Annotated in this window: 17 protein-coding genes and 1 tRNA gene; 16 read left to right on the top strand and 2 right to left on the bottom strand. The window is 32.7% G+C overall.

Annotated elements, in window-relative coordinates:
- The first annotated feature begins 47 nt into the window (after positions 1-47).
- The 3 genes from mce to O6P34_RS03490 all read left to right on the top strand — a co-directional run bounded on the left by mce (position 48) and on the right by O6P34_RS03490 (position 1,155).
- Positions 48-449, top strand: a complete 402-nt coding sequence (gene mce / locus O6P34_RS03500; RefSeq protein ID WP_269685941.1) for a methylmalonyl-CoA epimerase — start codon at positions 48-50, stop codon at positions 447-449.
- A 147-nt stretch (positions 450-596) separates the two neighbouring features.
- Positions 597-670: transfer RNA gene (locus O6P34_RS03495), tRNA-Ile, on the top strand.
- A gap of 224 nt (positions 671-894) precedes the next feature.
- On the top strand, positions 895-1,155 hold the full coding sequence (locus O6P34_RS03490) for a hypothetical protein (protein WP_269685940.1): 261 nt from the start codon (positions 895-897) through the stop codon (positions 1,153-1,155).
- Between the two features lie 30 nt (positions 1,156-1,185).
- Here O6P34_RS03490 and O6P34_RS03485 read toward each other — a convergent pair whose 3' ends face one another.
- The gene (locus tag O6P34_RS03485) at positions 1,186-1,773 is read right to left on the bottom strand and encodes a riboflavin synthase (RefSeq protein WP_269685939.1); all 588 of its coding nucleotides are present in this window, start codon (positions 1,771-1,773) and stop codon (positions 1,186-1,188) included.
- A gap of 57 nt (positions 1,774-1,830) precedes the next feature.
- On the opposite strand from O6P34_RS03485, the gene pdxA reads away from it, so the two are divergent.
- From pdxA to accC, 6 genes are all read left to right on the top strand, one after another.
- Positions 1,831-2,880 (top strand): 4-hydroxythreonine-4-phosphate dehydrogenase PdxA, encoded by a 1,050-nt coding sequence (gene pdxA / locus O6P34_RS03480; RefSeq protein WP_269685938.1) that lies wholly within the window; start codon positions 1,831-1,833, stop codon positions 2,878-2,880.
- A gap of 94 nt (positions 2,881-2,974) precedes the next feature.
- Positions 2,975-3,517 (top strand): YceD family protein, encoded by a 543-nt coding sequence (locus O6P34_RS03475; RefSeq protein WP_269685937.1) that lies wholly within the window; start codon positions 2,975-2,977, stop codon positions 3,515-3,517.
- Between the two features lie 9 nt (positions 3,518-3,526).
- Complete coding sequence (gene rpmF, locus O6P34_RS03470) at positions 3,527-3,721, top strand: 50S ribosomal protein L32 (RefSeq protein ID WP_007137315.1); 195 nt, start codon at positions 3,527-3,529, stop codon at positions 3,719-3,721.
- Positions 3,722-3,894: 173 nt separating this feature from the next.
- Entirely contained in the window at positions 3,895-4,893 is a 999-nt protein-coding gene (locus O6P34_RS03465; protein WP_269685936.1) for a beta-ketoacyl-ACP synthase III, read from the top strand.
- 23 nt (positions 4,894-4,916) lie between these two features.
- Positions 4,917-5,393 carry an acetyl-CoA carboxylase biotin carboxyl carrier protein gene (accB, locus tag O6P34_RS03460; protein WP_269685935.1) on the top strand — a complete coding sequence of 159 codons (477 nt, stop codon included), beginning with the start codon at positions 4,917-4,919 and terminating at the stop codon, positions 5,391-5,393.
- Between the two features lie 91 nt (positions 5,394-5,484).
- The gene (accC, locus tag O6P34_RS03455; protein WP_269685934.1) at positions 5,485-6,834 is read left to right on the top strand and encodes an acetyl-CoA carboxylase biotin carboxylase subunit; all 1,350 of its coding nucleotides are present in this window, start codon (positions 5,485-5,487) and stop codon (positions 6,832-6,834) included.
- Between the two features lie 164 nt (positions 6,835-6,998).
- Here accC and O6P34_RS03450 read toward each other — a convergent pair whose 3' ends face one another.
- On the bottom strand, positions 6,999-8,900 hold the full coding sequence (locus O6P34_RS03450) for a S9 family peptidase (protein WP_269685933.1): 1,902 nt from the start codon (positions 8,898-8,900) through the stop codon (positions 6,999-7,001).
- Between the two features lie 157 nt (positions 8,901-9,057).
- On the opposite strand from O6P34_RS03450, the gene O6P34_RS03445 reads away from it, so the two are divergent.
- The 7 genes from O6P34_RS03445 to O6P34_RS03415 all read left to right on the top strand — a co-directional run bounded on the left by O6P34_RS03445 (position 9,058) and on the right by O6P34_RS03415 (position 24,045).
- A complete protein-coding gene (locus tag O6P34_RS03445) occupies positions 9,058-10,170 on the top strand; it encodes an NAD(P)/FAD-dependent oxidoreductase (RefSeq protein WP_269685932.1) in 1,113 nt (370 codons plus the stop codon).
- Entirely contained in the window at positions 10,170-10,910 is a 741-nt protein-coding gene (gene mtgA / locus O6P34_RS03440; RefSeq protein WP_269685931.1) for a monofunctional biosynthetic peptidoglycan transglycosylase, read from the top strand. Before O6P34_RS03445 ends, mtgA begins: the two co-directional genes overlap by 1 nt.
- Positions 10,911-11,858: 948 nt before the next feature.
- Positions 11,859-14,579, top strand: coding sequence for a hybrid sensor histidine kinase/response regulator transcription factor (locus O6P34_RS03435; RefSeq protein ID WP_269685930.1), 2,721 nt, complete (start codon positions 11,859-11,861; stop codon positions 14,577-14,579).
- Positions 14,580-14,776: 197 nt separating this feature from the next.
- The gene (locus O6P34_RS03430; RefSeq protein WP_269685929.1) at positions 14,777-17,314 is read left to right on the top strand and encodes a GH32 C-terminal domain-containing protein; all 2,538 of its coding nucleotides are present in this window, start codon (positions 14,777-14,779) and stop codon (positions 17,312-17,314) included.
- A 665-nt stretch (positions 17,315-17,979) separates the two neighbouring features.
- Positions 17,980-19,299 carry a sugar porter family MFS transporter gene (locus O6P34_RS03425; RefSeq protein ID WP_269685928.1) on the top strand — a complete coding sequence of 440 codons (1,320 nt, stop codon included), beginning with the start codon at positions 17,980-17,982 and terminating at the stop codon, positions 19,297-19,299.
- A gap of 5 nt (positions 19,300-19,304) precedes the next feature.
- Positions 19,305-20,903 (top strand): glycoside hydrolase family 32 protein, encoded by a 1,599-nt coding sequence (locus tag O6P34_RS03420; protein ID WP_269685927.1) that lies wholly within the window; start codon positions 19,305-19,307, stop codon positions 20,901-20,903.
- 64 nt (positions 20,904-20,967) lie between these two features.
- Entirely contained in the window at positions 20,968-24,045 is a 3,078-nt protein-coding gene (locus O6P34_RS03415; RefSeq protein ID WP_269685926.1) for a SusC/RagA family TonB-linked outer membrane protein, read from the top strand.

Here is a 24,045-nt window from a genome sequence, read left to right as displayed (position 1 = left end):
AAATAAATAGATAAAGAATAGTGTCGGATAATGTAAATGTATAAAAAATGAAAAAAATAGAACATATAGGAATAGCCGTAAAAGACTTGGATGTTTCAAATGAGTTGTTTGAAAAGCTTTTTGGAGCACCGGCATATAAATTTGAAGAAGTTCAAAGTGAAGGGGTCATTACTTCTTTTTTTCATAACGGACCAAATAAAATAGAGCTTTTGGCAGCTACAAATCCCGAAAGTCCAATTGCCAAATTTATAGAGAAAAAAGGAGAAGGAATTCATCATATTGCTTTTGCAGTAGAGGATATAGTATCGGAAATAAAACGATTAAAAAATGAAGGGTTTATTGTTTTAAATGAAGAGCCTAAAATAGGAGCAGATAATAAGTTGGTGGCTTTTTTGCATCCAAAAAGCACGAATGGAGTTTTAATTGAATTGTGTCAGGAAATAAAATAATTTTTTTTGATCACTTGGTTTAAATAGCATCTTAATAATCAGGCTGTTTCTTTTTTTAGAAACCAGATAAGTGCTATTATGATAAAATCTGTTTCAAAAATAGTTGTAGTAAATAAAAAATAGTAGTAATATTGCAAACTCTTAACCGGTCCTATAGCTCAGCTGGTTAGAGCACCTGACTCATAATCAGGTGGTCCCTGGTTCGAGCCCAGGTGGGACCACATTTTAAGTTTAAAAAGCCTTATAAACAATGCGTTTGTAAGGCTTTTTTATTTTGTAGACTAAATATTAGTTTTTTTTGCTTAATAAGTTAGATTTAGTATTCTAAAAAAAAGATAAGAATAAGTTTTACGTCGTATAAAAAGTGTATTTCGTCCGAAATGTATGTTTTGCAACAATGTTTGTTGTTTTTATTAGATATAAATATTAATTTTATACCGTTATTTTGAAAACAGCTATGCATAGTTTGAAAAAAGAATTTTATTTATTGGTTCTGAAAAAAGTAAAAATTTTCATTTTGATTCTTTTTCTTTTTGGCTTTGTGTATTCTGCAAAAGCTCAAGAAGAACCACCTCCGCCTCCGCCCGGTAATACAATTCCTGCTGTTCCAATAGATGATTCTTTATTGTTGGCTATAGTAATATCAGTGTCATTTGGTATATATATTATATGTAAAAATAAATTAAAACAAAAAACTCCAATTTAATTGGAGTTTTTTGTTTTAATCAATAAAATGCTATTTGTTGTTGTATAAGCGAGAAACGTATTTGCCGATTACATCAAATTCCAGATTTACTTTTGTTCCTACTTCGAAATTTTTAAAATTAGTGTGCTCAAAAGTATAAGGAATGATAGCTACGCTAAATTCATTTTTCTTAGAGTTTACTACTGTTAAGCTAACTCCATTTACGGTTATAGAGCCTTTTTCGATAGTTATATTATGGAGTGATTCGTCGTATTCAAAAGTATAATGCCAACTTCCGTTTGCTTCATCAGTCGCGATACAAGTCCCAATTTGATCTACATGTCCCTGTACAATATGACCATCAAGACGGTCACCTAATTTCATTGCTCTTTCAAGGTTGATTTGATCGCCGGTTTTCCAGTAGGAAATATTTGTTTTTTTTATCGTTTCACCAATTGCGGTTACAGTATATGAAGAATCATTTATGGCTACAACGGTTAAGCAAATACCGTTATGGGCTACGCTTTGGTCAATTTGAAGCTCGTCTGTAATTGATGAATCAATCGTAAGATGAATATTATCTTTGTCTTTCTTTATTTCTTGGACTGTACCAAGTGTTTCTATGATTCCTGTAAACATTTCTTATTTTATTTTACTAAATTTGCATTCAAAATTAGCAATAAATAACGTGAGGACATGATGAAAAAGGCAGAAAATATAATAGTTGGAATTTCGATAGGAGATTTAAACGGTATTGGAAGCGAAGTAGTACTAAAAACATTCGAGGATTCTCGTATGTTAGAATTATGTACTCCAGTTATTTTTGCAAATGTGAAAATAATGTCTTTCATAAAAAAAAGTTTTGAGTCGACTTCGGTTTTGCATGGTATTGATAAATTAGATCAGATTTTGCCGGGAAAAATAAATGTTTTCAATCTTTGGAAAGAAGGAGTTGATTTAAATCCGGGAGAGAATAATGATAAAGTAGGGGAGTATGCGGTGAAATCTTTTGTTGCAGCTACCAAGGCGCTTAAAGAAGGTATTGTAGATGTACTTGTAACAGCGCCTATAAATAAATATAATATTCAGTCGGATTCTTTTAAATTTCCTGGTCATACGGATTATTTAGATCAAGAATTAGAAGGTAATGCGCTGATGTTAATGGTTCAGGACAATTTAAGAGTAGGATTGTTGACAGATCATATACCCTTAAATGAAGTTGCGTCTCATCTTACAGAAGATTTGATTAAGCAAAAAATTGAAACGGTTAAACAGTGTTTAATTCAGGATTTTAGCATTAATAAGCCAAAAATTGCTGTTTTAGGATTAAATCCACATTGTGGAGACGGAGGAGTAATAGGAACTGAAGATGATGTGATATTAAAACCGGCATTAAAAAAAATATTTGAAAAAGGAACGTTGGTTTTTGGTCCTTTTGCGGCAGATGGTTTTTTTGGAAGCAATCAATATGAGAAATACGATGCAATTATTGCCACATATCACGACCAAGGATTGATTCCGTTTAAAACATTGTCCTTTGGAAAAGGAGTGAATTATACAGCAGGTTTGAGCAAAATCAGAACTTCGCCTGATCACGGAACGGCTTATGATATAGCGGGAAAAGGTATTGCAGATTATAATTCGTTCAAAGAAGCAGTTTATTTGGCAATAGATATCTATCATTCCAGAAATCAGTACGCAGAAATCAGTCAAAAACCCTTGAAAACAAAAGAAAAACAGTTATGAACAAAAAAAGGATAATAACATTATTAGATTTATAATAATTTTATATCTTTGCACCCCGTTACGATAATTCGAAATAGGGAAAAATGTTGTTGAAATGAATAAGACAAAAGAATATTTAATTCCATTCGTAGGATTAAAGCTAGGAAAACATCATTTTGAATATCAAGTAAGTAACGCGTTCTTTGAAATCTTTGATTATCACGAATTTCAAAATTCTGACATCAAAGTAAATGTGGTTTTAGAGAAAAAAAGCACGATGTTAGAATTGAGTTTCAAACACAAAGGAACTGTAAATGTGCCTTGTGATCTTACAAGTGAAGATTTTGATTTGCCAATAAAAAGCAAAATGAAATTAATTGTTAGATTTGGAGAGACTTATAATAATGATAATGAAGAATTGCTTATTTTGCCTCATGGCGAATTTGAAGTAGATATTGCACAATATATCTATGAAATGATTGTGCTTTCTGTCCCTCTGAGAAGAGTTCATCCAGGAATCAAAGACGGAAGTTTAAAAACAGAAGCTTTGGCAAAGTTGAATGAGCTAACCATAAAAGAACAAAAAAAAGAGATTAAAAAAGAAGAGAATATTGACCCGCGTTGGGACAAATTAAAGCAACTATTAACGGATAAATAATATAGTAAAATGGCACATCCTAAGAGAAAAATCTCGAAAACAAGAAGAGATAAGAGAAGAACACATTACAAAGCAACTGTAGCACAAATCGCTACTTGTCCTATTACAGGAGAAGCGCATTTATACCACAGAGCTTACTGGCATGAAGGTAAAATGTATTACAGAGGGCAAGTTGTTATAGATAAATCTGTAGCTGTTGCTTAATGCATTTTTGTAAATGATATTAGAACTCTCACCATGTGAGAGTTTTTTTTGTTGTTTATAATTTCCGTCAAATAAGAAGTTCTAAAACAATAGATTTAGAATTTTTTTTGTAATTTTCAAGTCTTTTAAAAATTTTTCAAATGCTGGCATTTGATAAGAAATAATCGGATAAAATGAATACAATTACAGCCGCAATTACCGCTGTTGGAGGATACGTTCCAGACTTTGTACTTTCAAACAAAGTTCTTGAAACTATGGTAGATACCAATGACGAGTGGATTACCTCTCGTACTGGAATTAAAGAAAGAAGAATTCTAAAAGATGAAGACAAAGGCACGTCTTATCTTGCTATAAAAGCCGCACAAGATTTATTAGCTAAAGCAAATATTGATCCTTTAGAAATAGATTTATTAATAATGGCAACCGCAACACCTGATATGCCAGTAGCATCAACAGGAGTTTATGTCGCCACAGAAATAGGTGCCTTAAATGCATTTGCATACGATTTACAAGCTGCTTGTTCCAGTTTTTTATACGGAATGTCAACTGCAGCAGCTTACATACAATCCGGTAGATATAAAAAAGTGTTACTGATAGGGGCCGATAAAATGTCCTCTATTGTAGATTATACAGACCGTTCTACTTGTATTATTTTTGGTGACGGAGCCGGAGCAGCTTTGTTTGAACCTAATTATGAAGGTTTAGGATTGCAAGATGAATATTTAAGAAGTGACGGTGTAGGTCGTGATTTTCTTAAAATTCCTGCAGGAGGTTCCTTGATTCCAACAAGTTTAGAAACAGTTAAAGACAATAGACACAATATTATTCAAGATGGTAAAACAGTTTTTAAATATGCTGTAACCAACATGGCTGATGCAAGTGAATTAATTCTGAAAAGAAATAATTTAACGAATGATGATGTAAATTGGTTAGTTCCACATCAAGCGAACAAACGTATCATTGATGCAACTGCCGGTAGAATGAATCTAGAAGATTCAAAAGTCTTAATGAATATAGAAAGATACGGAAATACAACATCAGCAACCTTACCATTAGTACTTTACGATTTTGAACATTTATTCAAAAAAGGGGATACCATTATTTTGGCTGCTTTTGGTGGAGGATTCACTTGGGGATCTATTTACCTTAAATGGGCATACGATAAAAAATAAATTTAAACTAAAAACAAATAATTATGGATTTAAAAGAAATTCAAAATCTAATCAAGTTTGTAGCAAATTCGGGAGTTGCAGAAGTTAAATTAGAGATGGATGATGTTAAAATCACCATTAGAACAACTTTAGAAGGGAATGTAACAGAAACCACGTATGTTCAGCAAATGCCAGCTCAAAACACTTTGCAGCAAGCAGCCCCTCAACAAATCGCTCCAGTTGCTCCAACTCCAGAAGCACCAGTTGCCGAAGTTTCTAACCTAATTACTATAAAATCTCCAATTATTGGAACATTTTACAGAAAACCATCACCAGACAAACCAATGTTTGTAGAAGTAGGTAAAACTATTGCTAAAGGAGATGTACTTTGTGTTATTGAAGCAATGAAATTATTTAATGAGATTGAATCTGAAGTATCAGGTAAAATTGTAAAAATATTGGTAGACGATATGTCGCCAGTTGAATTTGACCAACCTTTATTCTTAGTAGATCCATCATAAGAAATTTTGAATGATGAATTTTGGATGATTAATTAGTATTGTCATTCACCTAATTTAAAATTTATAATTTATAATTTATAATTTCAAAAAGATGTTTAAAAAAATATTAATTGCAAATAGAGGAGAAATTGCACTTCGTGTAATTAGAACCTGCAAGGAAATGGGAATCAAAACAGTTGCTGTTTATTCTACTGCCGATGCGGAAAGTCTTCACGTAAAGTTTGCTGATGAAGCAGTTTGTATTGGTCCACCGCCAAGTAATCTGTCTTATTTAAAGATGTCAAATATTATTGCCGCTGCCGAGATTACTAATGCAGATGCAATACACCCGGGTTATGGATTTCTTTCTGAAAATGCTAAATTTTCTAAAATATGTCAAGAACACGGTATCAAATTCATCGGAGCTTCTCCGGAAATGATTGATAGAATGGGAGATAAAGCTTCTGCTAAATCTACTATGATTGAAGCAGGTGTTCCTTGTGTTCCGGGTTCTGTAGGGATTTTAGAATCTTTCGAACAAGCAGAATCATTAGCCAAACAATTCGGTTATCCTGTAATGCTAAAAGCGACTGCTGGAGGTGGAGGAAAAGGAATGCGTGCCGTTTGGAAAGAAGATGAATTGTTGAAAGCTTGGGAAAGTGCCCGTCAAGAATCGGCAGCAGCCTTTGGAAATGACGGAATGTATTTGGAGAAATTAATCGAGGAGCCACGCCATATTGAAATTCAAATTGTAGGGGATTCTTATGGAAAAGCATGTCATCTATCAGAAAGAGATTGTTCGGTACAACGCCGTCATCAAAAGCTGACAGAAGAAACTCCTTCTCCTTTTATGACTGACGAATTACGTCAAAAAATGGGTGAAGCAGCAGTAAAAGCAGCTGAATACATTAAATATGAAGGTGCAGGAACAGTAGAATTTTTGGTAGATAAACACCGTAATTTCTATTTCATGGAAATGAATACTCGTATCCAAGTAGAGCATCCAATTACAGAACAAGTTATTGATTACGATTTAATTCGCGAACAAATTTTGGTTGCAGCAGGTGTGCCAATTTCAGGTAAAAACTATTTGCCTCAAATGCATGCTATCGAATGTCGTATCAATGCAGAAGATCCTTATAATGATTTCCGTCCATCACCAGGAAAAATCACGACATTGCATATGCCGGGAGGTCATGGAGTACGTTTAGATACACACGTGTATTCAGGTTACACGATTCCACCTAATTATGATTCAATGATTGCGAAGTTGATTACTACTGCACAAACTCGTGAAGAAGCAATCAGTAAGATGAGAAGAGCTTTAGATGAATTTGTGATTGAAGGTGTAAAAACTACTATTCCTTTTCACAGACAATTAATGGATGATCCTCGTTATATAGCAGGAGAATATACTACAGCATTTATGGATACGTTCAAAATGAATGATCCGGAGCTATAGAAAATACCATGAATTATTAAAAAACCTTACAGCGATGTAAGGTTTTTTGTTATTTATAAAGATTACAAAAGCGTTTAAAGTTAAGTTTTTCAGAATGTTTTTGCGTAGAATAAAAAAAACCTCGCCAAATTGGGGAGGTTTTTTATTTAGTATAAGGAGGTATTTTATAAGGTCTCTTTTAGCCATTTGTAAAATTCCTTTTGCCAAACTTGTGCATTTTGAGGTTTCAAAACCCAATGGTTTTCCTCAGGAAAGTACAAAAATCTACTTTTTATTCCTCGCAATTGTGCTGCTTGAAACGCCTCTTGCGATTGTCCGATAGGAACCCGAAAATCATTTCCTCCCTGAATAATCAAAATAGGAGTATTCCATTTATCAACCAAAGTAATTGGGTTGAATATAGTGTAGCTTTTTTGAGCCACTGCATTTTCTTTTTCCCAATAAGCTCCGCCAAAATCCCAGTTATTAAAGAAAACTTCTTCGGTTGTCCCAAACATACTTTGAGTATTAAAAACGCCATCATGAGCAATAAACGTTTTGAATCTGTTGTTGTGAATTCCGGCTAAATAAAACACAGAATAGCCTCCGTAGCTTGCGCCTACACAGCCTAATCTTGCTTTGTCTACATAATTTTCTTTGGACACATCATCAATAGCCGATAAATAATCATCCATTACTTGTCCGCCCCAATCTGTGCTTATTTGCTCGTTCCAGGCTACGCCGTGTCCTTGCATTCCACGACGGTTTGGTGCAATAATAACATAACCATTTGCTGCCATTAAAGAGAAATTCCAACGAAATGAATAGCTTTGTGTCAGAGGGGACTGTGGGCCGCCTTGACAGAATAAAAGCGTAGGATATTTTTTTGTGGCATCAAAATTTGGCGGAAGAATCACCCAAACCAACATTTTTTTACCATCAGTAGTGGTAACATAACGTTTTTTGGTTTTGCTTAATGTCAATGAATTATATGTTGCCGTATTTACATTTGACAATTGTTTCCAACTGTTTTTCTTTAAATTATAAGAAAAAATTTCCGCTGCATGATTCATATCTGTTCGAGTAACAATTAGGTTATCACCTGAAAAACCTACTAAATCATTCACGTCAAAATCACCATTGGTAATCTGGTGTACATTTATGGCTATTTTGGTCAAGCCCGGAAAATTAACTTCAAATAACTGTTTTGTTCCGTCGATTGGAGCTACAAAATAGATTTTTTTACCATCAGCACTCCACATATAATTATCAACACTACCATCCCAATTAGCTGTTAAGTTGATTTTCATCCCTTTGAAGCTAACAATCAAATCATTTTTATCGGCTTCATAACCGTCACGTTTCATTTGTAACCAAGTTAAATTCCCGCTTGGTGAAAACTGTGGAGCAATGTCGTAACCTAGGTTTTCTTCGGTTCTATTGCTGGTTTTTCCTGTTTCTAAATTGTATTCATAAATATTAGTATTAGTAGAAATGGCATATTGTGTTCCTGCTTTTTTCTTGCATACATAAAGAATGCTTTTGCTGTCCGGAGACCAAATGTAATCTTCATCTCCTCCAAAAGGTTTTTGTGGACTATCAAAATTTTCTCCTTTCAAAATGTCAATTCCAGTAGCACCTTCTTTATTTTCTTTATAAAAAACATGATTGAATGTCCCTTCATTCCAAGTGTCCCAATGGCGATAGTCTAGACCATTATAAATTTGAACATTCGATTTTTCTAGTTCAGGATAAAAATCTTTTCCATGTACTTTGTCGATTTTTACGGCTTCATTATAAACGGTATATTTTCCGTCAGGAGACGTATTTTTATCCTTCAAAAGCTCTTTCGTAGAGGCAACTTCCGTTGGGTTTCCGCCATTCACAGGTAAAATGTAGAACTTTGTATTCGATTTATTTTCTTCTACCGAAGGAGTTGCTACTTGATAAACAATATTTTTTCCGTCTTTAGAAATTCCTAATGGAGTTACTCTTCCCAATTTCCAAAGCAGTTCGGGAGTCATTACATTTTGCGCCATTGCATTCAAGCTCATCAGTGTTAAGGTTACAATCAGTATTTTTTTCATAATTAGAATTATTTTTACGAGTTTAAAATTACTCATTATATTCTAAAATCTGCATGGCAATTTAAGACAACTTCTGTTTTTAACATTATTATTGAAAAAATATAAAGGGAAGCCTATTAGTGGACTAAAAATATTATTTTTATAAAAAATTAGTCAGATGCAACTCAGCTATTGGGAATTAAAAAATTGGTTTACCCAGGTAGATTATACGATTGTTGGAAGCGGAATCGTGGGTTTACATGCTGCATTGCGCTTGCGCGAAAAATTTCCGGACAGTAAAATTTTAGTGTTAGAAAAAGGAATGTTGCCACAAGGAGCCAGTACAAAAAATGCTGGATTTGCCTGTTTTGGAAGCCTTTCGGAAATTATAGATGATTTAAAAAACCATTCGGAAGAGGATGTTTTTCGTCTCGTTCAAAAACGTTGGCAGGGACTGCAATTGTTGCGAAAAAGACTAAGTGATACTGTAATTGATTTTAAACCATTTGGCGGTTATGAGTTATTTTTAAAAGAAGACGAAAGCACCTACCACGAATGTTTGGCTAGATTACCATTAATAAATGAAATTCTGAGACCACTGTTTAAAACGGATGTTTTTACCAAAGAAGTTGATCGTTTTGAATTTAAAGGAATTCATGAATATTCAGTTTTTAACCCATTTGAAGCACAAATAGATACCGGAAATATGATGCAGGCTTTGCTAAAACAAGCCGTTTCCGAAAATATATTAATATTGAATCAACAAACAGTAACTTCTTATTTTGAATCAGAAAAAGGAGTTGAAGTGGCGCTGGGAAATTTTAGTTTCACTTCCAAAAAACTGTTATTTGCTACTAATGGTTTTGCAAATTCCTTGACCAATGGTGCTGTGAAACCTGCCAGAGCGCAAGTCTTGATTACAGAGCCAATAACAAATTTAGATATAAAAGGAACCTTTCATTTAGATAAAGGTTATTATTATTTTAGGAACATTGATGATAGAATTTTGCTGGGAGGAGGACGAAATCTTGATTTTGAAACGGAAACAACTACAGCGTTTGGACAAACAGAAATTATTCAAAATAAATTGGAACAATTATTAAAAGAAGTAATTTTGCCTAATCGAAAAGTTGAAATCGCCCATCGTTGGAGCGGTATTATGGGAGTTGGGACCAGTAAAAATCCAATCGTTTCACAATTATCAGAAAACGTATATTGTGGGGTACGATTAGGAGGAATGGGAGTGGCAATAGGAAGTTTAATAGGAACAGAATTAGCAGAATTAGTATAATGGCAACAAAAATAACACCAAAAAAAACAAGACAACCTCAAAAAAAAGAAACGCTAGGCCTTATGGATAAAGTGAAGCGGTTTTTGTTTAAGGCACTTTTATGGTTCTTCGGATTATCACTTTTTTTCGTCCTGCTTTTTAAATTCGTCCCAGTGCCATTTACTCCTTTAATGGTAATTCGTGCCATCGAAAATAAAGCAGCCGGTAAAGAAGTGTATTACAGTCATGATTGGGAACCTATTGAAAATCTTTCTATGAATTTGCAAAAAGCCGTTATAGCCAGTGAGGACGGAACTTTTCTTACGCATAACGGGTTTGATTTTAATGCACTTCAAAAAGCCTACAAGAACAACGAAAGAGGGAGAAGAATAAAAGGAGGAAGTACTATTTCACAGCAAACCGCCAAAAATGTATTTCTTTGGCAAGGCCGAAGTTATTTCAGAAAAGGATTAGAAGCTTATTTTACCGTTTTAATAGAATTAATTTGGGGTAAAGAGCGTATCATGGAGGTGTATTTGAATAGTATCGAAATGGGAGACGGAATATACGGAGCGCAAGCAGCAACTCAATATTGGTACAGAAAAGATGCTTCCAGTCTTACGCCGATGCAAGCTGCCGGAATTGCGGCTATTTTGCCTAATCCAAGGAAATATAAAGCTACAGGTTCCTCTTCCTACATCAATAATCGAAAAGCCAGAATTGTTCGCGTAATGCGACATATTGGTAAAATCAAGTATTGATAATTTTTTGTAGAAAAGATTCTTTGAAATTATACGATTTCGGATTGAAACGTGTTTTTGGTTAAAATAAAAAAACCGCAAATTACTTTGTAATAAGTAATTGTGGTTTACAAATGTGGAGAAGATGGGCGTCTCTAAAATCTCCTTATAGCTTGATTTCACTAGTTTTTTAGTAATTTTCTTCAAAGTGCCTTGAATTGTACCCCTGTCAGTTTAATTCGTTTTATACCCTTTTTATATATTTAAGATACAAAATTTCACTTTGATTTGAAAGACTTAATTCAAGATAATCGTACTATTTATTGAACTGGTTACTTATAGTTATACTTGATTAGACTAATCGCTGATGAATCTTGCTATCCTACAATGCATCTCAAAATATGCTCCATTTGAAGACCTGAATACTTGCAGAACTCCTCAATTGAAATCAATTGATGGGGTTCTTTGTTAAGATCCTTTTTGATTTTGTTAAAATACAATCTTCCTTGTCGATATGTCTTTTCTGTGATGTTTTGTACATCTTTTGGATACACACATGCTCTTACTTGTTTTGTTTCATTTTATGCGTTTTAATACACTATCCATAGCTTTAGTATACTGTTGCTATATAGTTACTATTGGCAAATAAATGTTGTTTTTTCAAAAATAATTTTAGGTTTTTTATATATATTAAATCATAAAGAATAAGAGAAATAATTTTTAAATTAGGATTCTTAACGATAATTAAAGAAATTTATATAAAATTCTTAATTTATTATAAATATAATTACTTTTGTTTAACTTTTGATTTAGCTTATTAAATCACCTAATTAAAAATAATTGCTCAATAGTACTAACCTCTTTTATAGAGTGCATTATTTTTAAAAAATTTTATGAAAAGTAAGACTTACTTAGTGAAATTAAATTCTTAGCGTACTCAATATAAATTTTATGAATACCTCAAATTTTATGTCAAGAAGAATATATCTAATATTAGTACTAATTACATTGTTTTCCTGTAATTCAAATACTAAAGATCAACAAACTATTTCGATTGGATTTTCTCAAAGTATATCTGAGGATGATAGCTGGAGGAAATCGATGGATAATACCGTCAAAGTCGAAGCTTCTCTTCATCCAGAAATCGACTTGACTATTTATAATGCTAATAGTAGTACTAAAAAGCAGATTGAAGATATTGAAAAAATGATTGATGACCAATTGGATGTTATCATTGTAGCGCCCTATGGATCAGATTCAATTGTACCAGTAATTGAAAAAGCAAATAAAAAAGGTATTCCTGTAATTATTGTCGACAGAAAGGTTAATACAACCAATTATGCTTCATTTTTAGGAGCAGATAACGTAGAGGTTGGTCATATCGCTGGGAAATATATCGTTTCGATGTCTAAGGCTCATGCAAATATTGTTGAAATTAAGGCGACTACAGATATTTCTCCAGGCTTAGAGAGAAGTTTAGGTTTCAAACAAATTATAGATCAATACCCCAATATTAATGCGGTAAATATAACCGCAAAGGATCTAGGATCCCTTAATAACGATTTTAGTAAGCTGCTGGATAGAATGCCAAAAATAGATTATGTTTTTGCTTTTAATGATAATATTGCGCTTCAAGCATGGGAGGTAGCCAAACAAAAAGGCAGAGAAAATAAAATAAAATTTATTGGGATAGATGGATTGAATGACCCAAATGGAGGTATTCAAGCTGTTAAAGACGGAAGGTTAACGGCTACCATATTATATCCAACAGGAGGTAGCGAAGCCATTAAACTTGCCATTAAACTTGCCAACAAAGAAATAGTACCTAAGAATAATATACTAAATACTATTTTGATTGATTCCTTAAATGCTGATATAATGAGTAATCAATTTGATAGAATTACGGTTCAGCAATCTAATATAGAAACGCAACAAAATGTAATTGAAAAACAGGAAAAAGATTATTTCACCTTATATAATCTTATTAAGATATTAATTTTTCTTTTGGTTGTAATATTCTGTTTGGCTATTTTTAGTATTTATTCTATTTATTCCATTAAAAAGAAGAAACAGGAGTTAGAGGTAAATAATGTTAAAATTACCAGTCAAAGGAATGAAATTGAAAAATTTGTGGAGAGACTGAAAGAAAGTAATGAATCCAAAATTAATTTTTTTACTGGAATATCACACGAATTTAAAACCCCTTTAACCTTGATATTGAGTTCGGTAGAATCTTTGCACGATGAATTTCATAATAAAAGTATTTCTGTCAAAAAGGATTTAGATATTATGTATAATAATTCTTTGCGACTACTTCGACTGATTAACCAATTATTAGATTTTAGAAAAGTTGAAGATAAAAATTTCACTATAAAATTATCAAAGAATAATCTTTGGAAATTTTCAGTAAATATGTTTAAAGAGTTCAAAGGAGAGGCTAACAAAAGAAACATTAATTATACCATTGTAACAGATAATGAAGCATTAGACGTTTATTTTGATCCAAATCTAATGGACAAGGTGTATTATAATTTATTGTCTAATTGCTTCAAGTTTACACCTGATGGAGGGAAAATTGAAATTAAAATAAGTACAGAGAACGATAAAGAGAGTGTTAAAATTAATTTTAAAGATTCGGGGATTGGTATTCCTGAACAAGAAATAAATCAAATTTTTAATCCCTTTTTTCAAGGTTCTAACAACTCTAAAAATGGTTCCGGAATTGGATTAAACTTATCTAAAAATTTTGTTGACTTACACCAAGGTTTTATCGAAGTTAAGTCAATCAATGGTGCTGAATTTTCGGTTTATTTGAAAATTGGTAAGAGCCATCTAGATGAATCTAAAATTATTGATGAAAGTAATTATATATTAGATAGTGAAAATGGATATGAGTATTTGGATACAGAATTAACACCTAGCGCGACGTCTCTAATTACAGAAAATAAACATTCGATTTTAATTATTGAAGATAATCCTGATTTATTAGATTTTATTGCTGTAAAACTAAAAGATGATTACACGGTTATCAGATCTAATGGAATTAAAGCGATTGAAAAGGCCTTAGAATTGATTCCAGACATTGTTGTTTGTGATTTGAATTTGCCAGAAAAAGATGGTTTTCAAATTTGTGAAGCCTTGAAAACGAACATGATTACTTCCCATATACCAGTAATCATTTTAACCGCAATGGATGATAATAATACCTATATAAAATCATTAGAGGTTGGAGCTGATTTATTTTTGACCAAACCATTTAATCTTAAAGTTTTAAAACAATCTATAAAAGGCTTATTATTTAACAGAGAAAAGTTACGCTATTATTATACTAATAACACAAATAAAATTGAAAACGACGGTCTTAGTTTAATTGAAAGAGAGTTTTTAAATAAAATCAATTTAATATTAGAGAATAATCTTGACGAATCTTCTTTTTCTGTGGAAGAACTTGCCAGTAAATTAAACATATCCAGAGTACAACTTTATAGAAAAGTAAAAGCAGTTTTAGGTATAGGTGTTGGTGACTATATTAATAATTTTAGATTAGAGAAAGCAAAAGAATTACTAATTTCAACTTCAATGAATATATCAGAGATTGCCTATTCTTGTGGTTTTGCTTCTCCAAATTATTTCTCGACTACCTTTAAATCGAAATATGGACTGACTCCAAAAGACTTCAGAAGTAATTAATTTGCTCATAAACTATGTAACATTTTTATAGATATTATAATTTTAAGTACATTTTAATATCGATTTTTAGATAAATTTATTTCGTAACTCCTTGTTTTATTGGAGTTACTTTTTTTTTGTACCTGTTAGAATTGTTGTAACAATACTTAATTAGTTTCGTGGAGTTTTAAAGTAGTTTTAAATAAAATTATTCTAAAATGAAAACGTTTACTGCAATTCTACTTTTAAGCATTCTACTTGTTGGATGTAAATCTCAAAAGGACCCAAGTCCGACACCAAAACCAAATCCTAACCCAACTGGGTCTACAGCGCTTTTATCATTTAGTTTTAATGAGACTTCTGGGCAAACCCTCTCTGAAACTAATACTAAAGCAAGTTTTAATATCAGTGGTCCTTCTGGTTCTGCAGAAAGAATAGCAGGTGTTGAGGGTAATTCGCTAAGGGTTAATGGTTTTTATGGATGGGCTACCGGAAGTGCAAGTGTGGCTTATCCTACTTCAAAAGTATGCGTCTCTGGCTGGATAGCGCCATCAGCGTTCCCTGTTCAGAGAAAAGATTTAGATCCAATTACCGAAAATACAAATGCCGCTATTTTTTCAAATGTAAATACCTCCACTAGTGCAGGAATCGCTTTGGGAATCAATCACCACGGACGAATAATCGGCCAATTTAAAGTTGGTACAAATGTCATTCAAATTTTATCTGATCAAGAAGTAGCACTTAAAAAGTGGAGTTATCTTGCATTGAATATTAATGCTTCAACTGGAACGGCTTCGTTGTATTTGAATGGAGTTCAAATCAAAAGCACCACGTTTGATGTTGGTACTCTTTTATGGGATAATAACGCCACCATTTATATTGGAAAAGAATCAAAATCTAAAACAATCGCTGGATTTGATACTAATGGTTTAACGGGAGCAATCGATCAAGTAGCCCTTTGGAACAAAGATTTGACAGCAGCCGAGATAGTAACGCAGTACAATAAATATACCCCATCAGATCCAGATCTTAAAATCCCGACAGCAACTCGATTTGCCAATGATATTCATCGACCAAAATACCATTTAATGCCCTCTGCCGGTTGGACTAACGAATCGCATGGTTTGCTATATATCGACAATAAATACCATATTTTTAGTCAAAGAAATTTGAATGGACCTTATTTAGAACATATCAATTGGGGACATTATGTGAGTAGTGATTTAGTAAGCTGGGAAGAAAAACCACAAATTTTATGGCCACAACCCGGATTTGACGAAGTGGGAATTTGGTCTGGACATGCTATAATTAGTAATGGTCAACCTTATATTTTTTATACTGGTGTAAATAAAGCCAGAGCCGCAATAGGACTTGCCACTTCAACTGCGCCTTACGATACTTGGACAAAAAATACTTCTGCTGTTATACAAAATGCACCAACTACTTCAGCCAATGCTGATTTTAGAGACCCTTTTGTATTTCAACACAATTCAGATTGGTATATGATGATTGGTTCGGGTTTGAGAAGCGGAACATCGAGAGGAGGGTTGTATTTGTATAAATCAACTTCATCCGATTTTAAACAATGGTCTCCTCAAGGTACAATGTTAGAGGGAAATCCTTCAGTTGATGGAACAGGAGAATTTTGGGAAATGCCTATTTATTATAATTTTGGTGCCAAATCAATTGTGCTGATTAACAAACTTCCTAACGCGAATGCGTTGTATTGGACTGGGAATTTTAATGGGTCGCAATTTGTTAAGGATAATCCCGTTCCGGAACGATTAGATGTAATCAATCAATTATTGTCGCCTTCTATTCATCCCGATGCCAATGGGAATTTAACGGCAATAGGAATTATTCCGGACGGTGTTACTTCTGCAAAACATAAGGAGCAAGGTTGGGCACACTTGTTTAGTTTACCCAGAGTTTGGACATTAGTTGATGGTAAAATTAAACAAGTCCCACATCCAAATGTATTGAGTCTAAGAGGAACTTCAAAAAATTTTACCAATGTAGTTTTTGATCAAAACAGTTCCAATTCATTAAATAATTCAACTGGATCTCAATACGAAATCGTGGCTACTATTAATCCAGGAACTGCTACAAAAGTTGGTTTTTCTCTAAATAAAAATACGTCAACTGGAGAACAAACCTTAATTTATTATGATTATACCACAAGTAGTTTTGTTGTAGACAGAAGTAAATCTTCTGTTTTAACGGGAGTTCCGCTGTCTAATCAATCGACCAATTATGTATTACCAGCGGGAAATATTAGATGGAGGATTTTTGTCGATGCGTCAGTAATTGAAGTATTTGTTAATGAAGAATTAGCTTTTGCAACACGATCTTTTCCTTCAACTAGCAATAATTTAATCGATTTATATGCTCAGGGCGGTTCAGCAACTGCAACCGACTTAAAAATATACAATATACAAGGAGGCGGCACGGCATCTGCTTCAAAGCAAATTGAAAAAAAAAATGAAATAATTCATCCTGTTGTCTTTCCGAATCCGTCAAGCGAAAATTTCAATATTAAGTTTAGTAATATAACTAAGGCGACTCCAGTTTATGCTTATGTTTTTGACATAACAGGATTTCCAGTAAAAAAAATGGAGACTATTCTAGATGCTGATAATACAATAATTCATTGGGATGGTATTATGGATAATGGAAATAATGCCATTAGAGGCGTTTATATCATAAAAGGATTTTTGAAAAATGAATTGTTTGATGCTAAAATAATTGTTGAGTAGTACTAAGAAATTAAGAATATCAGATGCTTTTCTTAGTTTTAAATTAACCCTATACTACGAATAGTAATTGATTGTATTTCTGTATTCTTATTAGAAAAAATTAGAAAAAAGGAATAATACGATGTTGTTTTCTGGATGGAGAATACCATCTCCCATTTTGAATAGATTACATGATGATATTTTTAATATTGTTGTGTAGTCTATTTTTTTTTAAGAGTATTCTTGAACGTTATAATTGATTCAGCTTACTCCTTAAAAAGGAACAAAAAGCGTTAACTATTTTAATTTTTAAAGAGCTTGTATTTATGAACATTTAATACACTTTTTAGCAAAGTATAGCATTAACGTTCTTTATTTTTTATAGCTCTATAGTGTTGTTTTTAAAATGAAGTATTGCTATAAGTATAAATATTTTGCAATAAAAAAACAGTATCAATAATTTAAAACCAGTTAAATTATTCAAAGTTTGTTTTGGGATTTATTTTTTGTTTCAAAATTATAATTTTATGTTACAATACTATACTACCTCATGAATAATTTATTGTTAATTACTTGTTAGTCAGGTTTTTAATCGTTATGTAACAAATTTGAAGTAAATGGATACATTACGAAAACGTTATCTTACTGTTTAATAATATGTTTGGTAATAATTAAAAACACGATTTATGAATAATAAAATTTTGAGATGGTCACTCATTGCTTCTTTTGCAGGATTTCTATTTGGCTTTGATACAGTAGTGATTTCAGGAGCAGATAAAACGCTTCAGTTGTTATGGAATTCAAGTGATGTTTTCCATGGTTCTGTAGTAATGGCAATGGCACTTTGGGGAACCGTTATAGGTGCTATTTTTGGAGGAATTCCAACTAATACATTAGGCAGAAAAAAGACACTATTAATTATAGGTATTTTGTTTTCTATTTCAGCAGCAGGTTCAGCCCTTTCAAATGATCCGTTTGTTTTTGCTTTTTTTAGGTTTTTGGGAGGTTTAGGAATTGGAGCTTCAACGATTGCTGCACCAGCTTATATATCAGAAATTGCGCCAGCCAAGGATAGGGGTCGTTTAGTGGGATTGTATCAATTTAATATTGTTTTTGGTATTCTTTGCGCTTTTTTATCCAATTATGTTCTAAGTGATGTAGGTGTAAACGCTTGGAGATGGATGCTGGGTGTTCAGGTTTTTCCGTCCATAATTTATACGCTGATGGCATTTAGTATTCCCGAAAGCCCAAGATGGTTGTACTCTATGCTAAGAACAGATGAAGCAAAACTTATTTTTGATAAAATTGGTTCCAAAGAAGACGTTCAAAGTATTATGGATGAACTCAGTAGTAATAGTAGTACTACTCCTTTGAACGAAAATATTTTTATAAAGAAATACCGTTTTCAACTGCTATTGGTTTTCTTGATTGCTGCTTTTAATCAATTATCCGGAATTAACGCTTTTTTATATTATGCACCCAGAATATTTGAAGAAGCTGGTTTAGGCGCAAAAACGGCTTTGTTGAGTAGTATTGGTATTGGTTTTATCAATTTAATTTTCACACTGATTGGAGTGTATCTTATAGATAGATTGGGAAGACGTAAATTAATGATTTTTGGATCTATTGGTTATATTTTCTCCCTTTCGATGGTAGCCACCTCTTTTTACTTAAACTGGACAGGGTTGGCAGTACCTGGGTTTTTATTTCTGTTTATTGCTTCTCACGCTATTGGACAAGGAGCTGTTATCTGGGTATTTATTTCTGAAATATTCCCTAATCATTTGAGAGCTTCTGGACAATCCTTTGGTAGTTCCGTCCATTGGGTATTAGCCGCTATTATCCCATCTATGGTTCCTATTCTTTTTACCAGTTTTGGTGTTGGAAATGTATTTGCCTTTTTTGCTTTTATGATGGTTTTCCAATTGTTGTTTGTCCTTTTTATGATGCCGGAAACCAAAGGAATCTCTCTGGAAGACGTAAGTAAGGGATTGATTAATAAATAAAAATTATGATGAATATATCAGAAATAGGATTTTTTAAAAGAATATCTTTTATGTTAATGTTGGTTGTAATGAATAGTTGCAGTTCTACCAAAACAAGTATTGAAAAAGTAGTAACCAATGAAGAATTATATAGACCTAATTTTCATTTCACACCTAAAAAGGGTTGGATGAATGACCCCAATGGAATGTTTTTTCACAAAGGGTTGTATCATTTATATTTTCAGCATTATCCAGATGATAATGTATGGGGACCAATGCATTGGGGACACGCAACAAGTAAAGATATGATGTCTTGGAAAGAAGAAAAAATTGCACTTTATCCAGATGAGAAGGGATATATATTTTCAGGAAGCGCAGTGGTTGACATCAATAATACTTCTGGATTTGGGAGTTTAAAGAATCCTCCAATAGTCGCAATGTTTACGTATCATGATGAAGTAAAAGCAAAAACTGGAGCAATAGATTTTCAATCGCAAGCTATTGCTTATTCTTTAGATGAAGGAATGACTTGGATCAAATACAAGAATAATCCGGTAATTAAAAATCCAAATCTCAAAGATTTTAGAGATCCAAAAATGACATGGGATGCGATTCATAACCAATGGATAATGGTTCTGGCTGCCGATGTGGAAATACAAATATTTCGTTCCTCCAATTTAATTGATTGGGAATTAGCTTCTGGATTTGGTAAAAATCTTGGTGCTCACGGTGCCCCATGGGAATGTCCAGATTTTTTTCCGGTTAAAGTTGAAGGTTCGGCCGAAATGAAATGGGTGCTTTTACAAAGTATTAATCCAGGAGGTCCAAATGGAGGATCGGCTACTCAATATTTTGTCGGTGATTTTGATGGAAAAACTTTTACACTAGATAATTCATTTAGCCAAGATTTAAAACAATTTGGCGCTTTGTGGCTTGACTACGGCAAGGATAATTACGCAGGAGTTACCTGGTCTAACATTCCAGATGCTGATGGCCGTAAATTATTTATAGGTTGGATGTCGAATTGGGAATATGCTAATAAGGTACCTACAAAAAACTGGAGAAGTGCAACTACCATTCCTAGAGAATTGAAACTTTTAAATACCGATGGTCATTATCGAATTGTTTCTCAACCGGTAAAAGAATTGGATAAATACATTTCAAAAACTATCAAAAAGGAACTTATTACAATTGACAAAACAACTGTAATTATTGATAAAAATACAGTAGATATGACACGTTTAGACATTCGTTTTACCATGAATGCCTTAGTGGATGATCAGTATGATTTTGTGCTTTCTAATGCCGCCAATAATGCGATTCATTTTGGAATTAATAAAAAGGAAAAGTTTTTTTATGTGGACAGAAAAAAGGCAAGTCAAATTTCTTTTTCTCAAGAATTTGCCAAGAAAATTTCAAAAGCACCCCTCTTCTCTGATTTTGATACAATTGAAGTGAGAGTAGTAATTGATAAAACTTCAATCGAAGTATTTTATGATAACGGAAAAACGGTGATGACTGAAATTTATTTTTCAGATAAACCAATGGATTCTTTTTCAATAGCTAAAGCAAATTCTGATTTCGAACTTAAAAATGTAATAATAAACCAACTAACCAGTAAATAATAAATGTAAAAGAAAATTAAAAATGAATTCAAATTTATAAACTAACAACTAAACTATAAAATGTATGAAAATCAAGTATTTTAAAAACAAGAAAAACATATTCTCAATATGTTTGTTTTTCTTAGTGTTTATTGCTTCAGGGCAACAAAGACAAATAACAGGTTCTGTCTTGGCAGACGACGGTCAGCCTTTACCAGGCGCTAATGTTCTTGTTGAAGGTTCAAAAATAGGAACAGCAACAGATATAGATGGTCAATTTAAAATTTCTGTTGATGAAGGGGCTAATTTGATCGTTTCTTATATCGGTTATTTAGAGGCTAAAATAAAAGTAACTTCAAAAAACAGCTATACCATTAAATTACAATCGAGTTCAAATACTCTATCTGAAGTAGTTGTTACGGGCTATTCTAAGGAGAAAAAATCAGATATTGCAGGAGCTATTTCTGTTGTTAAAATGGGGGATATTTCACAAGAACCCACTCCTAATATTTTGAGTGCCTTGCAAGGTAGAGTAGCTGGTTTGCAAATCAATTCAGGTGGAACACCCGGAGGTAATGATTCTCAAATTATTATTAGAGGATTAACAACTGTAACCAGTGGTTCTGCACCGCTATGGGTAATTGATGGGGTACAAACCACAAGTTCATCTTCGCTAAATCCTGAAGAAATTGAATCCATTCAGGTATTAAAAGATGGTGCTTCAGCAGCCATTTATGGAACTTCAGCTGCAAATGGTGTAATTGTAGTGACCACCAAAAAAGGTAAAAAAGGAGTTTCAGAATTTACTTTTAAATCTGAAGTAACAGTCAATAAGTTAAGAGATAAAATTAGCTTATTAAATTCTCAACAATGGGCCGATGTAGAGTATCAAGCTCAGCTTGGAGCCGGGATTGCAACTCCTACTCATCCGGTTTTAATAAATAATGGTACTGGTTTTACTATACCTCAATATTTAGATCCAAATGGCTTACAAACAACGGCTAATACTAGTTGGGTTGATGAAATTACCAACGATACCTTTTCAAACAATACTGATTTTGGATATCGAAAAGGGACTGAAAACTTGAGCTTATACACTCAATTGAGTTATTCAGAAGATAATGGTATTCAAAGATATACTGGCTATGACCGATTTAATGCGAGAATAAATGCTTCTTATAAACTTTTTAACGAAAGAGTAACTATTGGTGAAAATTTCTTGTACTCAAAATTTAATGAGGTAAAAGCGAACGAATTTGAAAATGCCATTCTTCAAAACCCAATGCTACCTGTTTATTCTAATTTGGGTGATTATGCTACTATAATAACGGGTGGTATGCAGGATAAACCAAACTCTGTAGCAAATTTATGGAGTAATAGAAAAAACGAACAAAAGAATCAAAGGTTTTTGGGAAATGCTTATTTAGATTTTAAAATTATTGAAGGATTAGTATTCAATACAACTTTAAATTTCGATAAAGGCACTTATAGATTTAACACAGCAACCGAAGCTTTTTCTACAAACGGAACAATTCCTTCTGTATTTCAGAAAATTACTACTGATGATGTGGATAATGATTATCTAGCAACCATTTTTACTAATACTTTAAAATATGATAAAAGTTTTGGAAAACATAGGTTGTCATTATTAGGAGGTATAGAAAATTCCGCCAGACAAGAAAATTTTCATAATAATCAAATTAATGGAGTGAATATTACTGATCCTGCTGGCTATGTGATTAATGATAATGCACAATATAAAACAATAGTAGGGAAAGTAGAAACCTTCAAGATATCACAATTTGGTTCTGTTAAATATATTTTTGATGACCGATATATTCTATCGGGAACGGTTAGAAGAGATGGATCCTCCCGTTTTGGAGAAAATAATAAATATGGTATTTTCCCATCAGCTTCGGTAGCTTGGAATGCAAAAAACGAGAAGTTTTTAACAGACAATAAGTACGTTTCTAATTTCAAATTAAGAGCTTCTTGGGGTGTAAATGGTAATGATCAAATCGCGGATTACTCCTATCTTTCAAGTTATGTAGACAATACTGTTGGTAATGTAGTCGAGTTTTCAGACTACGACATTAGCGGAACAGGAATAGGTACTTCAGGTGGTGTTTTGCAATCTCGTCAAGCTAATCCCGATCTTAAATGGGAGTCAACTGAGCAATATAACGTAGGATTTGATTTAGGGTTTTTTAACGAAAGAATCTCGTTACAAACCGATTTTTATATGAAAACTACTAATGATTTAATTTTAAGACCAATTGCTTTATCTATAAATGGAGAAAGTCAACCGCCATTAATTAATGCAGGTTCGGTAAGTAATAAAGGTTTTGAAGCGGTGTTGAGTTACAAAAGTAATTCTTCAAATGATTTTAAATATGGTGTTGATTTGAATTTTTCAACCTATAAAAACAATGTTGAAAGTTTAGATACTGAGTCCAATTTTTTACTAAATGGAGTTTCAATAACCAAAAAAGGATCGCCAATTGCCTCTTTTTACGGATTAATTGCTGATGGTCTTTTTAGAACTCCTGAAGAAGTAGCTGTTCATGCTGATCAACCTGGAAAGTCTGTTGGTAGAATTAGATTTAGAGATGTTAATCTTGATGGAAAAATTGATCAATTTGACCGAACAATCATTGGTAATCCTCATCCCGATTTTATATATGGAATCAACTTAAATTCTTCTTACAAAGGATTTGATATAGTACTATTCTTTGACGGAAAACAAGGGAATGATTTATATAATGCCCAACGTTCTATAGGTGATTTTGATTATTTCAGTTTTAATCATAGTACAAACACCCTAGATGCCTGGACACCTAGTAAGGCAAATTCGAATATTCCGGCATTATCTACTTTAAATAGTAACAATGAATTACAACCATCCAGTTATTATGTTGAGGACGGTTCGTACATAAGACTAAAAACCATAACAGTAGGTTATAATTTTGACAATGCCTTTTCTAAAAAACTTGGTATGAATAAATTAAGATTTTATTTAGTAGGTCAAAATTTGTTTTCTCTAACTTCTTTTACTGGTTTTGACTATGAGGTTTCTGGTTTAAGTGCTGGAGGAATTGGTGTGGCAGGTTATGGAATTCCTCATACAAAATCGATGACTTTTGGAATTAATGCAAATTTTTAA

Origin of the sequence: Flavobacterium lacustre, assembly GCF_027474525.2 — a bacterium.
Lineage (GTDB): Bacteria > Bacteroidota > Bacteroidia > Flavobacteriales > Flavobacteriaceae > Flavobacterium > Flavobacterium lacustre.
Note: the sequence above shows the minus strand (reverse complement) of the source record. Positions and strands in the feature narration are given on the sequence as shown.

Excerpts from the sequence above, each read along its gene's own strand:
- mtgA (WP_269685931.1), top strand. The coding sequence starts at position 10,170 with ATGGCAACAAAAATAACACCAAAAAAAACAAGACAACCTCAAAAAAAA.
- O6P34_RS03445 (WP_269685932.1), top strand. The coding sequence starts at position 9,058 with ATGCAACTCAGCTATTGGGAATTAAAAAATTGGTTTACCCAGGTAGAT.
- O6P34_RS03415 (WP_269685926.1), top strand. The coding sequence starts at position 20,968 with ATGAAAATCAAGTATTTTAAAAACAAGAAAAACATATTCTCAATATGT.
- accB (WP_269685935.1), top strand. The coding sequence starts at position 4,917 with ATGGATTTAAAAGAAATTCAAAATCTAATCAAGTTTGTAGCAAATTCG.
- O6P34_RS03425 (WP_269685928.1), top strand. The coding sequence starts at position 17,980 with ATGAATAATAAAATTTTGAGATGGTCACTCATTGCTTCTTTTGCAGGA.
- pdxA (WP_269685938.1), top strand. The coding sequence starts at position 1,831 with ATGATGAAAAAGGCAGAAAATATAATAGTTGGAATTTCGATAGGAGAT.
- O6P34_RS03450 (WP_269685933.1), bottom strand. The coding sequence starts at position 8,900 with ATGAAAAAAATACTGATTGTAACCTTAACACTGATGAGCTTGAATGCA.
- O6P34_RS03485 (WP_269685939.1), bottom strand. The coding sequence starts at position 1,773 with ATGTTTACAGGAATCATAGAAACACTTGGTACAGTCCAAGAAATAAAG.
- rpmF (WP_007137315.1), top strand. The coding sequence starts at position 3,527 with ATGGCACATCCTAAGAGAAAAATCTCGAAAACAAGAAGAGATAAGAGA.
- mce (WP_269685941.1), top strand. The coding sequence starts at position 48 with ATGAAAAAAATAGAACATATAGGAATAGCCGTAAAAGACTTGGATGTT.
- O6P34_RS03430 (WP_269685929.1), top strand. The coding sequence starts at position 14,777 with ATGAAAACGTTTACTGCAATTCTACTTTTAAGCATTCTACTTGTTGGA.
- O6P34_RS03420 (WP_269685927.1), top strand. The coding sequence starts at position 19,305 with ATGATGAATATATCAGAAATAGGATTTTTTAAAAGAATATCTTTTATG.
- accC (WP_269685934.1), top strand. The coding sequence starts at position 5,485 with ATGTTTAAAAAAATATTAATTGCAAATAGAGGAGAAATTGCACTTCGT.
- O6P34_RS03475 (WP_269685937.1), top strand. The coding sequence starts at position 2,975 with ATGAATAAGACAAAAGAATATTTAATTCCATTCGTAGGATTAAAGCTA.
- O6P34_RS03435 (WP_269685930.1), top strand. The coding sequence starts at position 11,859 with ATGTCAAGAAGAATATATCTAATATTAGTACTAATTACATTGTTTTCC.
- O6P34_RS03465 (WP_269685936.1), top strand. The coding sequence starts at position 3,895 with ATGAATACAATTACAGCCGCAATTACCGCTGTTGGAGGATACGTTCCA.